Source organism: Noviluteimonas gilva, from assembly GCF_009740395.1.
GTDB lineage: Bacteria > Pseudomonadota > Gammaproteobacteria > Xanthomonadales > Xanthomonadaceae > Noviluteimonas > Noviluteimonas gilva.
Map to the genome: position 1 here is coordinate 1,162,892 of NZ_WOXT01000001.1, position 13,803 is coordinate 1,176,694.

Here is a 13,803-nt window from a genome sequence, read left to right on the forward strand (position 1 = left end):
ATGTCCAAGGCGATCGACCTGGCGCTCGTCGAAGAGGCGGGGGGCTTCTACGTCAGCGAGCGCAAGGTGTATCCGCGCGATGTGTCGGGGCGCTTCTCGCGCCTGCGCGTGATCGCGGTCTGGTGGCTGCTCGGCATGTTCTACGTGTTTCCGTGGCTGCGCTGGGGCGGCCGGCAGGCGGTGTTGTTCGACCTGCCGGCGCGCAAGTTCCATGTCTTCGGGTTGACGTTCTGGCCGCAGGACTTCCTGTTCCTTGCGTTGTTGCTGATCGTCGCGGGCGTCGGGCTGTTCTTCTTCACCGCGATCGCCGGACGCCTGTGGTGCGGGTATGCGTGCCCGCAAACGGTGTGGACCGAAGCCTTCCTGTGGATCGAGCGGCGCTTCGAAGGCGACCGCGCAACGCGCATCAAGCTGGATGCCGCGCCCTGGTCGGCGCGCAAAGTCGCGCGCAAGGGCGGCAAGCACGTCGCGTGGATCGTCTTCGCGCTGTGGACCGGCTTCACCTTCGTCGGCTTCTTCACGCCGATCCGCGATCTCGCCGCGCGCGCGATGCCCTTCGCGTGGGGCGGTTGGGAAACCTTCTGGGTGTTGTTCTACGCGTTGGCGACGTGGGGCAACGCGGGCTTCCTGCGGGAACAGGTGTGCAAGTACATGTGCCCGTATGCGCGCTTCCAGAGCGCGATGTTCGATCGCGACACGCTGTTGATCGCGTACGACCCGATGCGCGGCGAACCGCGCGGCCCGCGTCGGCGCGGCATGCCGAGCGTGCTCGAACGCGCGCGCGGCTTGCTGTCGCTGGATGCGGCCATGGATTACGTGCGGCGCGCGGCCTTGCTGCCGACCGCCGCGAGCGCGAGCCTGCATGCGCGCGGCACCATCACCTTCGATGCCGGTCCGGTCGAACCCTTGCCGAAATTCGAGGCAGTGGAACTGGGCGATTGCATCGATTGCACGATGTGCGTGCAGGTGTGCCCGACCGGCATCGACATCCGCAACGGCCTGCAATACGAGTGCATCGCCTGCGGCGCATGCGTGGACGCGTGCGACGAGGTGATGGGCAAGATGGGCTATCCGCGCGGGTTGATCCGCTACACGACGCAGCACGCGGTGGACGGAAAGCGCACGCGGTTCCTGCGCACGCGCGTGTTCGTGTACGGCGGGGTCCTCGTGGCGATGACGGTGGCGTTCATCGCGGGCGTTGCGATGCGCGCGCCGTTCACCGTGGAAGCCTTGCGCGACCGCAACGCGCTGTATCGCACGACGGCCGAAGGGATCGAGAACGGCTACACGCTGAAGATCGCGAACAAGCGCGACCATGCGGCGCGTTTCGCGATCACGCTCTCGTCCGGCACGCGTGGCCTGGTCCTGCGCCAGGCGCCGGTGGTCACGATCCCCGCCGGTGAAGTCGCCTCCGTCCCGGTCACCGTTTTCGCGCCGGCGACACTGTCGGGGCGGCACGACCTGCGCTTCGAAGTGTCCGCACTGGATGGCGATCCGCGTAGCACAGAGACGACAGGCAGTACGTTTTTCGGACCGGTGTCGCGATGAAGCGTCGTCCCTCGCACTCTGCGTGGCGTCAGCCGCTGGTGTGGCTGGTCTTCTCGCTGCCTGCGATGTCCGTGGTCGCCGGTTTCGCATTGCTGGCGCTCGCCGGCGGGCCGATCGATGCGGTCGCCGATCCGGTCCGGCGTACCGCACAGGTGCAGGACACCGACCTCAGCCCGGATCTCGAAGCGCGACGCATGGGCTTGTCGGCCCGCATTCATCGGGTCGGCATGGTGCTCGACGTCGTGCCGGTCGGCGCGGGATTCGATCGCGCCGCGCCGCTGGAGTTGGTGCTGCGCCATCCGGTGCTCGCCTCGAAGGACCGTCGCGTCACGCTCGAACCCTCGGTGGCCGGTTGGAGCGGGCGCATCGGTGGATTCGACGACGCGCACGACTGGGTGCTCGAACTCGCGCCGCCGGATCGCCATTGGCGGTTGCGCGGGCGCTGGCAGGCGCGTGCGGCGCACGCCGAAGTCGGCCCCGCCCTGGCGCGTGCGCAATGAATGCAGCCGTCGTCGACGTCCTGCCCGCGCGCGACACGACCTGCTTCCACTGCCGCGAGCCGCTCCCCGCACACGCACCTTCGCTGAAGCTCGACGGCATTGAGCGCGGCTTCTGCTGCGATGGATGCGCCGCCGCCGCGCAATGGATCCGCGACGCACGACTGAGCGATTACTACCGCCTGCGCAGCGAAGCCGCCGGCCGCGTCGAGCGCGACGACGACGCGCTCGCGTGGTGGGATCGCGAAGACATCCTCGTCGCACATGCGCGCGCCGTGCCCGGCGGCCGCGAACTCATCCTGCTGACCGACGGCATGCGCTGCGCCGCATGCGCGTGGCTGATCGACCGCGCGCTGCGCCTGGAGCCCGGCGTGCTCGACGTGTCGGCCAACGCGGTGACCGGCCGCATTCGCCTTGCGTGGGATCCGGCGCGCACCGCGTTGTCGGCGCCGTTGCGTCGCCTGCAATCGCTCGGCTATCGGCCGTTCCTTGCGACGGGCACGGAGCGCGAACGCGCGCGTGTCGCCGAACGCAACCGCGCGCTGTTGCGCCTAGGCGTCGCGGGATTGGGCGCGGTGCAGGCGATGATGTTCACCGAGGCGCTGTACCTGGATACCGCCGGCGCGATGTCGCATCCCATGCGCGACTTCCTGCGGTGGATCGCCTTCCTGATCGCCACGCCGGTCGTGTTCTGGTCGGGTTGGACGTTCCTGGCCGGTTGCGCGCGCGAGTTGCGCGAGCGACGCCTCGGCGCCGACACGCTGGTCGCGACTTCGGTGCTGCTGGCGTATTTCGCGAGCCTGTATGCAACGCTGACCGGCGGCCCGCACGTCTGGTACGACGCGGCGGTGATGTTCGTCTTCCTGTTGCTCGCCGCGCGCATGCTGGAACAACGCGCGCGCTCGGCGGCGAGTGCGCGCGTGGATGCGCTGGCCCGCGCGCGTCCGGCCTTCGCCGTGCGCGAACGCGACGGGCAGCGCGAAACTATCTCGCTCGAAGCACTGCAACCGGGCGATATCGCGTGCGTCGCTGCGGGCGCAGGCGTTCCCGCCGACGGGGCCTTGCTCGATGCGCAGGCCTGGTTCGAGGAATCGCTGCTGACCGGCGAATCCACGCCGGTGCGCAAACGCGAAGGCGACCCGGTCTTCGCCGGCACCGCATGTCGCGAAGTCCCGGCGCGCATTCGCGTGGCATCGACGGGCGCGGCGACGCGCCTGTCGCAACTTGCGGCGCTGGTCGAGCGCGCGCAGGCGAATCGGCCGGCGATCGCGCGCATGGCCGATCGCGTGGCGATGGGATTCGTGGTCGCGCTACTCGTGATCGCGACGCTCGTGTTCTTCGCATGGCGTGTGTACGCGCCGGATCGCGCGCTCGATGTCGTCCTCGCGCTGTTGGTGATCAGCTGCCCGTGCGCGCTGTCGCTGGCGATTCCCGCCGCGCTGGCGACGTCCAACGGTGCGCTCGCGCGCATGGGCGTGCTGCCGGTGGGCGTGGATGCGCTCGATCGCCTGGCGCGCGTCACCGACGTGGTGTTCGACAAGACAGGCACGCTGGGTGATGCGGTGCCTGCGCTGGCGAGCGTGGAAACCTTCGACGCCATTTCCCGCGAACTAGCGCTGCGAATCGCGGCCGCACTGGAGCGCGACAGCGGACATCCGCTGGCGTCGACGTTCGCGCCGTTCCGCGATGCCGCCGATCGCATCGAAGACGCGCGCAGCGTGCCGGGGCAGGGCGTGCAGGGTCGCGTCGATGGTGTTGCGTGGCGCTTCGGTCACGCGCCGTTCGCGACGGGTGGTGACGACGACGGCGCGCTGTGGCTCGGCGATGGCGCGCGTGCATTCGCACGCTTCGCGATCCGCGAGCAGCCGCGCGCCGACGCGGCGGAAACGCTTCGCGCACTGCGTGCGCAGGGCCTGATCCTCCACCTGTGCAGCGGTGATGGCCACTCGGCGGTCCACCGATTCGCCGGCGGGCTGCACTTCGATACGGTCCGCGCGCGCCAATCGCCGGAAGACAAGCTCGCCTGCGTCCGCGCGTTGCAGGCGCAGGGCCGCGTCGTCGCCATGGTCGGCGACGGATTGAACGATGCGCCCGTGCTCGCGGGCGCCGATGTCTCCATCGCGGTCGCCGATGGCGCGGCGCTTGCGCAACGCGCGGCCGACCTCGTCCTCGCCACGCCTGCGCTGCATCGCATCGCGGAGGCGATCGCGCTCGCGCGCGAGACGCGACGCGTGATCCGGCAGAACCTCGCGTGGGCGATCGGCTGGAATCTGGTCGCATTGCCCATCGCGGCGCTCGGTTTGGTCACGCCGTGGATCGCGGCGCTGGGCATGGCGCTGTCGTCGCTCACGGTGACGCTCAATGCGTTGCGCCTGGCCCGCGAACGCAAGGCGTCGGTCGCATGAACATCCTCCTGCTGCTGGTGCCGCTGGCGCTGATGCTGCTCGTGGTCGCGATCGTCGCGTTCGCGTGGGCCGTGCGTGGCGGGCAGTTCGAAGATCTCGAAACGCCGGCGCTCTCGATCCTCGCCGACGACGAAGCGCCACCGGCGCCGCCGGAGCGCAACGATGACGCTTGACTGGCTCGTGCTCGGCGGCGCGTTGCTCACGGGCCTGCTCGGTGGCGCGCATTGCGCGGCGATGTGCGGCGGCATCGCGACCGGCCTGTCGATCGGGCAACGCAGCGGATGGTGGATCGCCGCGCAACCCAACCTCGGGCGCATCGCCGGCTACACGATCGCCGGTGCGCTCGCCGGCGGCATCGGCCAGGCGGTGCTCGATGTCGCGCAACTGCCGTGGCTGATCGTCGCGTCGCGCGCGACCGTCGGAATCGTGTTGGTCCTCGCGGCGCTGCGCCTGCTCGATCGCAGTGGGCGCTTGTCGTTCCTGGCTGTTCCGGGCGCACGGCTCTGGCAACACGTGCGACCGCTGCAGCGGCGCCTGCTGCCGGCGGACACCACGGCCAAACGCCTCGGGCTCGGCGTGTTGTGGGGCTGGATGCCGTGCGGACTCAGCACGCAGTTGCTCGTCGCCGCGTGGTTGCAGGCGAGTGCGTGGCATGGCGCGCTGACGATGTTGGCCTTCGGCCTGGCGACCTTGCCGGTGATGTTGCCGCTGACGTGGGCGGGCGCGCGCTTCGGCCAGCGCCTGCAACGCGGTGGGTGGCGCGTCGCGTCCGCGATGGTCGTGTTGTTCGCGGGTTTGGTGACACTCGCGGGGCCCTGGTTGATGCAGGTGCCCGCGTTGCACGGTGCCTTGCAGGCGCTGGGATGCCGCAGCGTTGCGTGATCAGCCGTGCAGGCGATTGCGCGGTTCGGGAAGTTCGGGGTGGTGCGCGAGACGGTCGAGTTCCGCGCGATCGAGGATCGCCACGCGGCGCCCGTCGACGGCGATGACGCCGTCGTCCTGCAAGCGCGTGAATCCGCGGCTCACCGTTTCCAGCGCGAGCCCGAGGAAGCGCGCGATGTCCTCGCGGCTCATCGGCAACCGGAATTGACTGTCGGGCTGGCCGATGTGGCGGAAGCGTTCGGACATGCCGTGCAGGAACAGCGCGATGCGTTCGGACGCCTGGCGGCGCGCAAGCATGTCCAGGTGATCCTGGTCGCGGCCCACGCTGCGGCCGATCACGCGCAGCAATCGGTGCTGGAGCCCGGGCACTTGCGCGGCAATGTCGGCGAGTTGGTCGAAGGGCACTTCGCACACGTTCGCGACGGTCAGCGCGACCGCATCGCAGCGGTGGATGTCGGCGCCGAGCGCATCCAGGCCGATCAGCTCGCCGGGCAAGTGGAAGCCGACGACGCGTTCCTCGCCGTTCTCGCTGATCGATACGGTCTTGAAGGCGCCGTCGCGCGCCACGTACACCGCTTCGAGCCGATCGCCCATGCGGAACAGGGACTCGCCGCGCGCGATGGGCCGGCGGCGGCGCACGATCGAATCCAGCTGCTGCAGGCCTTCCACGCCGATGCCGGCGGGGAGGCACAACTGCTGCAGCGAGCAGTGCGCGCAACCCCTTCGAAGCGCATTGAGATCGACGACAGGCGTGGCCACCCGGCCATTGTAGCCGCTGGACTCATCCGTAGCCGGGTCGGCCGCAGGATCGCACGCCCTGCGTTGTGACGATGGGCAGGCGCACCCGGCGCTTGACCCATCGACCAGTCGAGGCCGCCCGATGTCCGTCACCAATCCGCAGACCGGCACCAACGTGCATGAAATCGCCGAACGCATCTATCGCATCAGCACGCCGATCGACCTGCCCGACGGCACCGCGTTCTCCTTCAACCAATACCTGATCGACGACGACGAGCCGCTGCTGTTCCATACCGGATTGCGGGGCTTGTTCCCGTTCGTGCTGGAAGGCGTGGAGAGCGTGATGCCGGTGACGCGGTTGCGGCATGTCGCGTTCTCGCACGTGGAAGCCGACGAATGCGGCGCGCTCAACGACTGGCTCGCCGTCGCGCCGAACGCCGCACCGTTGTGCGGCACGATCGCGGCGATCGTGTCGGTGGCCGATCTCGCCGATCGCCCGCCGCGCGCACTCGCCGATGGGGAAGCGCTGTCGCTCGGCCATCACACCGTGCGCTGGATCGATGCACCGCACCTGCCGCACGGATGGGAATGCGGCTTCATGATGGAGGAGCGCACCGGCACGATGTTGTCGGGCGATCTGTTCACGCAACCCGGCCGCGGGCTGCCTGCACTCACCGACACCGACATCCTGGGACCGAGCGAAGCGTTCCGCGGCGCGATGGATTATTTCTCGCACAGCAAGAACGCGGGCGAATTGCTCGAGAAACTCGCGCGCCACAATCCGACGACGCTCGCGTGCATGCACGGTAGTGCGTGGCGCGGCGATGGCGCATCATTGCTGCGTGCCCTCGCGGGCGAACTGGCGCGTTGACTCATGAGCAAGACGGTCGTTGTGACGGGTGCGAATCGTGGGATCGGATTGGCGCTGGCTCAGCAGTTCGCCGAGCGCGGCGATCGCGTGATCGGCGTGTGCCGCAAATCGAGCGAAGCGCTGGAAGCCACCGGCGCGCGCGTGGAAGCAGGCGTCGACGTCACCGACCAGGCCGCCGTGCAAGCGCTCGCGCAACGCCTGCGCGACGAACGCATCGACATCCTCGTCGCCAACGCCGGCATCCTGGAACGCGATTCGCTCGATCCGCTCGACATCGACGCAATCCGGCGGCAGTTCGAAGTGAACACGCTCGGCCCGTTGATCGTCGTGCGCGCGTTGCGCGATTCGCTCACCAGCGGCGCGAAGGTCGGCCTGATGACCAGCCGCATGGGCTCGATGCAGGACAACACGTCGGGCGGGTATTACGGGTATCGCGCGTCGAAGGCCGCGTTGAACGCGATCGGCAAATCCTTGTCGCTGGATCTCTCGGCGCGCGGTGTCTCGGTCGTGCTGTTGCATCCGGGCTATGTCGCCACCGAAATGGTCGGCGGGTCCGGCGATGTCACGCCGGAAGAAGCGGCGACGCAATTGATCGCGCGCATCGATGCGCTGACGCCCGAACAATCGGGGACGTTCCAGCACGCGAACGGCACGGCGTTGCCCTGGTAGTCACGACGACGTCGCCTTCGCCTTGACGCGTTCGTCGACCACCGCCGTCACCAGCGCACCGATGAACACGATCAGCGCCGCGTAGTAGATCCACACCACCGCCAGCACCAGCGTGCCCATCGACCCGTAGGCCACGCCCGGCGTGGCGGTCTGCAGATACCACGCGATCGCCGCGCGGCCCAGCACGAACAGCAACGCCGTGATCGCGCCGCCCTGCAACGCGCGGCGCCAACCGACGTTGCGATCCGGCAAATATTGGTACATCAGCGCGAAACCGATCGCATAGACGAGCCACGAGGCGAGGCTCGCGATCAGCGGCAACATCCATTCGAAGCGACCGAACGCGACCTGCAGCACCGTCGTGATCGTCATCGAGATCAGCAGCAGGAAGCCGAGCGCGAACACCAGGCCGAGCGAAAACACCCGCTTGCGCAGCCACGCCTTCAGACCGTCCAGGTGCGCGGCCTCGGTGCGGAAGATCCGGTTGAGTGCGTCCTGCAACTGCGCGAACACCGCCGTGGCGCCGATGAACAACAACGCCAGGCTCCACCAGCCGGCGATCGAACCGGTGTCGGGCCGCGCCTGCGCATTCTCGATCACCGTGCGCGCCACGCCCTCGGCCTCCGCGCCCGCGAGCAACGCGACCTGCGCCATCACCGCGTCCTGCGCACCGGGAAGCAAGGCCGAGACCAGCCACACAAGCAACAGCAGCAGCGGCGCGAGCGAGAGCAGCGCGTAAAGCGCGAGTGCGGCCGACTGCGTCATCAGGTCGGCATCGATGAACCGGCGGAACAGCGCGCCGGCGATGCTGCCCTCCGCCCGTCGGATGTGGCGCCGTGGGTTGGGTGGGGTCGAGCTTCTTCGCAAGTTTCGCCATGCCGACAGTAGAGCCAGCGGGCGCGTGAAGACAGGATGGCGATTCAACCAAGCTATCGCCTTCATTCGAACGTTCGATTATGCCGATGGCTGGCGGAGGACTAACGTCTTCCTGTTGACCCGCCACCAGGCCATGCCAAGGAGCTTGCCCATGAACGAGTTGTCGAAGTGCCCCGTGATGGCCCACCGCAAGACGCGCAACAACTCGCATTGGTGGCCCGATCAACTGAACCTGGATGTGTTGCACCAGCACGCGTCGCTGGGCGATCCGATGTTGGAGGACTTCAACTATCGCGCCGAGTTCAAGACGCTCGACCTGGATGCCGTCGTCAAGGATCTCACCGACCTGATGACCGATTCGCAGGACTGGTGGCCCGCCGACTGGGGTCACTACGGTGGGTTCTTCATTCGCATGGCATGGCATGCCGCGGGCACGTATCGCATCTTCGACGGACGCGGTGGTGCGCGTTCGGGCGAACAACGTTTCGCGCCGCTCAACAGCTGGCCCGACAACGGCAACCTCGACAAGGCGCGTCGCCTGTTGTGGCCGATCAAGCAGAAGTACGGGCGCAAGTTGTCGTGGGCCGATTTGATGATCCTCGCGGGCAACGTGGCCATCCAATCGATGGGCGGACCGATCTTCGGTTTCGGTGGCGGCCGCGAAGACGTGTGGGAACCGCAGCCGGTCGACTGGGGCCCGGAATCCACCTGGCTCGGCGACGAGCGTTACAGCGGTGAGCGCGAGCTCGCCAATCCTTTCGGCGCCGTGCAGATGGGCCTGATCTACGTCAATCCGCAAGGACCGAACGGCAATCCCGACCCGGTCGCCTCGGGCCGCGACATCCGCGAAACCTTCGCGCGCATGGCGATGAACGATTACGAGACCGTCGCGCTCGTCGCGGGCGGCCACACCTTCGGCAAGTGTCACGGCGCAGGACCCGACCACCACGTCGGCACCGAACCGGAAGGCGCGAACATCGAAGAACTCGGCCTGGGCTGGAAGAGCGCGTTCGAAAGCGGCATCGGCGAACACGCGATCACCAGCGGCCTGGAAGGCGCGTGGACCGCGACGCCGACGAAGTGGGACATGAGCTACTTCGAAACCCTGTTCGGCAACGAATGGGAACTGACGAAGAGCCCCGCCGGCGCGCATCAATGGAAGCCCAAGGGCGATGCGAGCCGCAACGTTCCCGATGCGCACATCAAGGGCAAGTTGAACCAGCCGATGATGACGACCGCGGATCTGGCGCTGCGCTTCGATCCTGCGTACGAAAAGATTTCGCGGCACTTCCTGGCCAATCCGGCGGAGTTCGCCGACGCCTTCGCGCGCGCGTGGTTCAAGCTCACGCATCGCGACATGGGGCCGAAGCTGCGTTACCTCGGCAAGCTCGTGCCGAAGGAAGACATGATCTGGCAGGACCCGGTGCCTGCGCCGGATCATCCCTTGATCGGCGATGCCGATATCGCGGCGCTGAAGCAGCAGATCCTCGCCTCGGGCCTGTCGATTCCGCAGTTGGTGAAAGCGGCGTGGGCCTCGGCGTCGACGTTCCGCGGTTCCGATTTGCGCGGCGGCGCCAACGGTGGGCGCGTGCGTCTTGAGCCGCAGAAGAACTTCGAAGCGAACGAGCCGGCCGAACTCGACAAAGTGTTGGCGCAACTCGAATCGATCCGCGGCAGCTTCGGCAAGAAAGTGTCGCTCGCCGACATGATCGTGCTCGGCGGCACGGCGGCGGTTGAAGCCGCGGCGAAGAAGGCGGGGCACAACGTCACCGTGCCGTTCTCGCCGGGCCGCGGCGACGCGACGCCCGAGCAGACCGACGCCGATTCTTTCCTGGTGCTCGAACCCGCGCTCGACGGCTTCCGCAACTACGTGCGCAAGGGCGCGGAGAAACTCGCGGCGATCGCGTTGATCGATCGTGCGAGTCTGCTGACGCTCACCGCGCCGGAAATGACGGCGCTGGTCGGCGGCATGCGCGCGCTCGGCGCGAACACGGGCAACACGCGGCATGGCGTGTTCACCGATCGCCCCGGCACGCTGACGACCGACTTCTTCCACAACCTCCTCGACATGCGCACGGCGTGGAAGCCGTCGGAAAGCGAGCCGGGCGTGTTCGACGGCCGCGACCGCAAGACCGACGCGGTGAAGTGGACCGCGACGATGGCGGACCTGATCTTCGGTTCCAACGCGCAACTGCGCGCGCTGGCGGAGGTCTATGCGGCCAGCGACGGCGAAGCGCATTTCGTGAACGATTTCATCGCGGCGTGGACGAAAGTGATGGAGCTGGACCGCTTCGACCTGCGTTATCGCAACGCCGCCTGAAGCGGCAGCGGCGAACATGAGGGCCCGGACGACGCTGTCGACGGGCCCTTTTCGCTGCCTTGGTAGGATGGCGGTCCAGAAGGAGATCCGCATGTCTGCCGTCGAAACCCCCGGGCCCCTGCTGCTCACGCCGAAATTCCGCAACGAGATCGTCCAGCGCTTCGGGCTGACCGAGGCGTTCGTCCAGCAGATGTTCGGCGCCACCGGGCGCAAGACGCCGGGCAAGGAAATCGATCAGTGGGAAGACCTGATCGACCCCGCGCAGCAGATGTCGAGCGCGTACATCCATTTCGCGCTGTCCAACGTCGTGCGCGGCCGCCAGGCGCGCGACCTGATCGTGCGCGAGACCGGCATCAAGTCCGGCAGGAGCCTGGATGTGGGCAGCGCGTACGGCGGCATGGTCGCCGCCTTCGCCGAATCGGGGTTCGCCGCGCAGGGCGTTGAGATCGACGCTGCTTGGTGCGACCTGGGTAACCTCAATTGCAGGAGCAAGGGCTTCGGCGACCTGATCCGTTGCGGCGACTTCCTCACGCAGAGCGATTTCGGCAAGCACGACGTGGTCACGTGCAACGACGTCATCGAACACGTCATGGCCCCGCGCCAGGCGATCGAAAAGATGGCGGCGATGCTCAACCCCGGCGGCGCGCTCTACCTCGTGATCCCCAATGGCCGTTCGTGGGACCACGTGGTGCGCGACGGGCATTACGGGCAATTCGCGATCAACCTGCTCGATCACCACGCCGCCGCGGCGTACTACGACGCGGCGTGCCGTTCGATGTTCGGTCGTCCGTATTCGTGCGGCGAGTTCTATGACCTGGAGTGGTACGTCGACGTCATCGGCGCGCAGGGGTTGCACGCGCGCGTGCGTCGCCCGGGGGTCGTGAAGTTGCCGGAGCAGGCGGCGTTCGACGAGATCCTGGCGAAACTCGACAAGGCGAACGCCGAGTGGAAGCCGGCGAAGCTGCCGGAGATCCTGGTCGACAACGTGCGCAACGCCTTCGCGCGTTATCGCCGCGCGCTGGAACGCGACTATGCAGCCGCGCGCGTGGATCCGTCGAAGCACGAACACTTCGCCGACACCTACCTCACGCCGTTCTGGACGGTGATCGCGCGTCGGCCGGGCGGCAACTACGTGCCCGCCACGCCCGTGGATTCGGCGGCGGCGAAAGCACCGCCCGCGCCATCGGCACCGCCGCGCAGCCAGATGCGGCGCGTGCTCGGTGGCGTCAAGCGCAGGTTCTTGCGTTTGGTCAGCGCGTGAATCGGAACGGCCGCGCCCTCAGGGCGCGACCGACCACGAAATCGGCAGCGTGGTGACGGACGTCAGGAACGAACTCGACGCGCTGCGCCAGATCACGTTGTTGCCCGTCGTCGCGTTGCGCCACAACAGGTCCGCGCGGCGATCGCCGTTGTAGTCGGCCACCGCTTCGATGCGCCATGCGGTGTTGGCGATCGCGGTGACCGGCACGCCCATCGCGGAGTTCGCCGAACGCCAGATCGCGTTCTGCCCCGACACGTTGCGCCACACGACATCCGCGCGGCCGTCGCCGTCGAAATCGCCGATACCGGCTGCGCTCCAGGTGGTCGCGAGCGTGGTGACCGAGGTCGGCGTCGCGCTCGAAGCACTGCGCCACACCGAATTGGCACCCGTCGACCCATTGCGCCACAGCAAGTCGGCGCGGCCATCGCCGCTGAAGTCGCCCACGCCCGCGATGCGCCATGGCTGCGGCAATGTCGAAACCGCCGTACGCAGCGCGGAACTGCCCGAACGCCAGATCGCGTTCTGGCCCGACAGATTGCGCCACACGATGTCCGACTTGCCGTCGCCGTCGAAGTCGCCGATGCCGCCGACGCTCCACGTCGAATCCAGCGACGTGACGGAGGTGAGGAACGAACTCGACCCGCTGCGCCAGATCACATTCGCGCCGGTGGTCGAATTGCGCCACAACAAATCGGCGCGGCCGTCGCCGTTGAAGTCGCCGATGCCGGCGATGCGCCATTGCAGGTTCGTCACCGCGGTCACGCCGACGCGCGTGGCCGAATTGGCCGAATACCAGATCGCGTTCTGCCCCGACAGGTTGCGCCACGCCAGGTCGGAGCGTCCGTCGCCGTTGAAATCCGCCCAGGGCCGCGCCGTCGGCGTGGTGACCAGGCACGTGCTCGAACACGCGTCGCCGTTGGACACATTGCCGTCGTCGCATTGTTCGAGACCTTCGATCGCGCCGTTGCCGCAGGTCGAAGGCGGCACCGTGCCGAGCGTGTTGTTGTTGTTCCGCGGCGCCGGCAGGCCGCTGGTGAAGTCGGCGGCGCAATTGTCGGTGTCGTCGCTGGCATCGAGCATCGTCGTCGACGTGCCGCCGTTGATGCGCCGAATGGCCGCGCGTCCCGACACCAGGCCACCACCCGTCGCGTTGAACGGCGTGCCCACGCCCGCGGTGCCGCCGGTGAAGGCGCCCCACGCTACGCAATCGATGCCGTCGGCAAAGCAGACCTTGCCGCCCGCCGCCATCAGCGACGCGGGCATCGTGAAATCCGCCTGGACATTGAAGAACGCGACCGCTTCCGGCGTCGCGATCAGGATCTTCGCGTTGTTGGCGCCGTTGGGCACATTGCTCGGGAACGCGAAGCTGCCCGTGAGTTGCCCGGCGGCGTTGAAGAACTGGAAGTCGTGCCCGTCGACGAGGTTCTGCCCGGCCGCGTTCATCTGCAATACGACGTACTGCGCCTGCGGCGCCGCGCGCGTGCCGGGGAAGATTTCCACGATGTTCATCAGGTGGAACGTCGCCTGCGCCGGACCCAGCGCCAGCAGGAGGAAACCCGCGGCCAGCGCGCCCTTGAACCAGTGCCGATTGCCCCGCCGAATCGTGCGCATGTTCGCCTCGAAGCTGGACGTGCCGCACCTGCATTACCCGGCGGGGGAGGCCGGGTTCAATGGCCGGCGGAGCGGGCCCGATGCAAGCTTCATACCCACACGCGCCCTCACTTGCCCTACCTACC

11 protein-coding genes and 1 pseudogene are annotated in these 13,803 nt (G+C 67.9%); 9 read left to right on the plus strand and 3 right to left on the minus strand.

The features are described 5' to 3' along the window. From GN331_RS05560 to GN331_RS05580, 5 genes are read left to right on the plus strand one after another with little or no spacing between them, the layout of a single operon-like run. Nucleotides 1-1,548, plus strand: coding sequence for a 4Fe-4S dicluster domain-containing protein (locus tag GN331_RS05560; protein WP_156640854.1), 1,548 nt, complete (start codon nucleotides 1-3; stop codon nucleotides 1,546-1,548). Beyond that, complete coding sequence (locus GN331_RS05565) at nucleotides 1,545-2,048, plus strand: FixH family protein (RefSeq protein WP_156640855.1); 504 nt, start codon at nucleotides 1,545-1,547, stop codon at nucleotides 2,046-2,048. Before GN331_RS05560 ends, GN331_RS05565 begins: the two co-directional genes overlap by 4 nt. After that, nucleotides 2,045-4,450 (plus strand): heavy metal translocating P-type ATPase, encoded by a 2,406-nt coding sequence (locus GN331_RS05570; RefSeq protein WP_156640856.1) that lies wholly within the window; start codon nucleotides 2,045-2,047, stop codon nucleotides 4,448-4,450. Before GN331_RS05565 ends, GN331_RS05570 begins: the two co-directional genes overlap by 4 nt. Further along, a complete protein-coding gene (ccoS, locus tag GN331_RS05575; RefSeq protein WP_156640857.1) occupies nucleotides 4,447-4,623 on the plus strand; it encodes a cbb3-type cytochrome oxidase assembly protein CcoS in 177 nt (58 codons plus the stop codon). Before GN331_RS05570 ends, ccoS begins: the two co-directional genes overlap by 4 nt. Continuing rightward, nucleotides 4,613-5,332, plus strand: a complete 720-nt coding sequence (locus GN331_RS05580; RefSeq protein WP_156640858.1) for a sulfite exporter TauE/SafE family protein — start codon at nucleotides 4,613-4,615, stop codon at nucleotides 5,330-5,332. Before ccoS ends, GN331_RS05580 begins: the two co-directional genes overlap by 11 nt. Here GN331_RS05580 and GN331_RS16890 read toward each other — a convergent pair whose 3' ends face one another. Beyond that, the gene (locus tag GN331_RS16890; protein WP_197427009.1) at nucleotides 5,333-6,091 is read right to left on the minus strand and encodes a helix-turn-helix domain-containing protein; all 759 of its coding nucleotides are present in this window, start codon (nucleotides 6,089-6,091) and stop codon (nucleotides 5,333-5,335) included. A 121-nt stretch (nucleotides 6,092-6,212) separates the two neighbouring features. Between GN331_RS16890 and GN331_RS05590 the strand changes: the two genes are divergently transcribed. Both GN331_RS05590 and GN331_RS05595 read left to right on the plus strand, forming a co-directional pair. Further along, the gene (locus GN331_RS05590) at nucleotides 6,213-6,941 is read left to right on the plus strand and encodes an oxygen-binding di-iron domain-containing protein (RefSeq protein WP_156640860.1); all 729 of its coding nucleotides are present in this window, start codon (nucleotides 6,213-6,215) and stop codon (nucleotides 6,939-6,941) included. A gap of 3 nt (nucleotides 6,942-6,944) precedes the next feature. Further along, complete coding sequence (locus GN331_RS05595) at nucleotides 6,945-7,610, plus strand: SDR family oxidoreductase (protein WP_156640861.1); 666 nt, start codon at nucleotides 6,945-6,947, stop codon at nucleotides 7,608-7,610. On the opposite strand, the pseudogene GN331_RS05600 reads toward GN331_RS05595, so the two are convergent. Then, nucleotides 7,611-8,487 (minus strand): annotated as a pseudogene (locus tag GN331_RS05600) (YihY/virulence factor BrkB family protein). Nucleotides 8,488-8,637: 150 nt separating this feature from the next. On the opposite strand from GN331_RS05600, the gene katG reads away from it, so the two are divergent. Both katG and GN331_RS05610 read left to right on the plus strand, forming a co-directional pair. Continuing rightward, nucleotides 8,638-10,806, plus strand: coding sequence for a catalase/peroxidase HPI (gene katG, locus GN331_RS05605; protein WP_156640863.1), 2,169 nt, complete (start codon nucleotides 8,638-8,640; stop codon nucleotides 10,804-10,806). Nucleotides 10,807-10,897: 91 nt separating this feature from the next. Then, entirely contained in the window at nucleotides 10,898-12,067 is a 1,170-nt protein-coding gene (locus GN331_RS05610) for a class I SAM-dependent methyltransferase (protein WP_197427010.1), read from the plus strand. Nucleotides 12,068-12,085: 18 nt separating this feature from the next. Here GN331_RS05610 and GN331_RS05615 read toward each other — a convergent pair whose 3' ends face one another. Then, a complete protein-coding gene (locus GN331_RS05615) occupies nucleotides 12,086-13,678 on the minus strand; it encodes an FG-GAP-like repeat-containing protein (RefSeq protein ID WP_156640865.1) in 1,593 nt (530 codons plus the stop codon). Nucleotides 13,679-13,803: the final 125 nt, after the last annotated feature.